The sequence below is a fragment of the Streptomyces sp. NPDC058650 genome, from assembly GCF_042717315.1.
GTDB lineage: Bacteria > Actinomycetota > Actinomycetes > Streptomycetales > Streptomycetaceae > Streptomyces.
Window position 1 is genome coordinate 1 of record NZ_JBHXRL010000081.1, and the last position, 1,130, is coordinate 1,130.

The following is a 1,130-nucleotide window of genomic DNA, read 5'->3' on the forward strand; positions in this document are numbered from 1 at the left end:
CCGCCGCGCCGTCGTCGGACGCGAGCACGGGCGACGCGCCGTCGGCGTTCACGCCGTCGACCGCGAGCAGCTCGTCCCGGAGGTCGTCGATCTCGGCGAGCTGGTCGTCGTCGAGTGCCTCGTCGCCGGCGATCACGACGATCGCCGGGATGTCGTCGGAGTCGCGGAAGCCCTCCTGCAGCTCGGTCACCTCGGTCGCCTCGGCCGACGCGGGGAGGAACTGCGCCTGGTCGTTCGTCGAGACGTCGCTCAGCGAGCCGAACGCTGCGCCGCCGCCGCCGAAGAGCGCGAACCAGATGAGGATGAGGGCGGCGGGAATGGCGACGCGCAGCCACGTGGGCACGCGACGCTCGGTCGTTCGGTCGGAGTCGTCGATCACATCACCGACGCTACGGTGCGGTTGTCACCGCCCGCATCGAACGAACGATTGAGAACGGTGCGCCGCTCGGAACCGTCAGGCGATGGTGTGCGTCGACTGGTACAGCCGGATCTGCGACAGCACCTGCACTCGCAGCTGCTCGGGCGCGCTCTCGCGGCACGCACGCTGCACGACCTCGGTGATCGCCACGCCCACGCGCAGCTCCGCCTGGCAGTCGGCGCAGTTCGCGACGTGCTCGCGGATGTCGGATGCATCCGCCGCCCGCAGCTCGTTGTGCAGGTACTCCTCGAGTTCGGCCCTCGCCTTGTCGCAGCCGCAGTCGGTCATTTCTTGCTCCTGGTGGGTTTGGCTGACTTCTCACCCGCGGCGAATCCCTGTTCGCGGGCGTAGTCGGCGAGGGATTCGCGGAGCAGGCGCCTGCCACGGTGCAGGCGGCTCATCACGGTCCCGATGGGGGTGTTCATCATGTCGGCGATCTCCTGGTAGGAGAAGCCCTCGACGTCGGCGAAGTACACCGCGAGGCGGAAGTCTTCAGGCAGGGCCTGCAGCGCGTCCTTCACGGCACTGTCGGGCAGGTGGTCGATCGCCTCGGCCTCGGCCGAGCGGCTCGCCCGCGCGGTGGTCGACTCGGCGCCGCCGAGCTGCCAGTCCTCGAGGTCGTCGATCGTGCCCTGGTAGGGCTCGCGCTGCTTCTTGCGGTAGCTGTTGATGAAGGTGTTCGTGAGGATGCGGTACAGCCACGCCTTCAGGT

At 68.9% G+C, this 1,130-nt stretch carries 2 protein-coding genes and 1 pseudogene; all 3 read right to left on the reverse strand.

Annotated features, from left to right (window positions below; translation table 11 throughout):
* A pseudogene (locus ACFWWU_RS37390) lies at nucleotides 1-379 on the reverse strand (hypothetical protein); the annotation flags it as partial.
* A gap of 75 nt (nucleotides 380-454) precedes the next feature.
* Nucleotides 455-706: a zf-HC2 domain-containing protein gene (locus tag ACFWWU_RS37395; protein ID WP_384153714.1), complete on the reverse strand. Its 252-nt coding sequence runs from the start codon at nucleotides 704-706 to the stop codon at nucleotides 455-457.
* Nucleotides 703-1,130: sigma-70 family RNA polymerase sigma factor (locus tag ACFWWU_RS37400; protein WP_384153717.1), on the reverse strand; the 428-nt coding region annotated here is incomplete at its 5' end. The genes ACFWWU_RS37395 and ACFWWU_RS37400, both read right to left, overlap by 4 nt.

What these genes read in the sequence shown, in the direction of transcription:
- ACFWWU_RS37395 (WP_384153714.1), bottom strand. Translation starts at nt 706, where the DNA reads ATGACCGACTGCGGCTGCGACAAGGCGAGGGCCGAACTCGAGGAGTAC.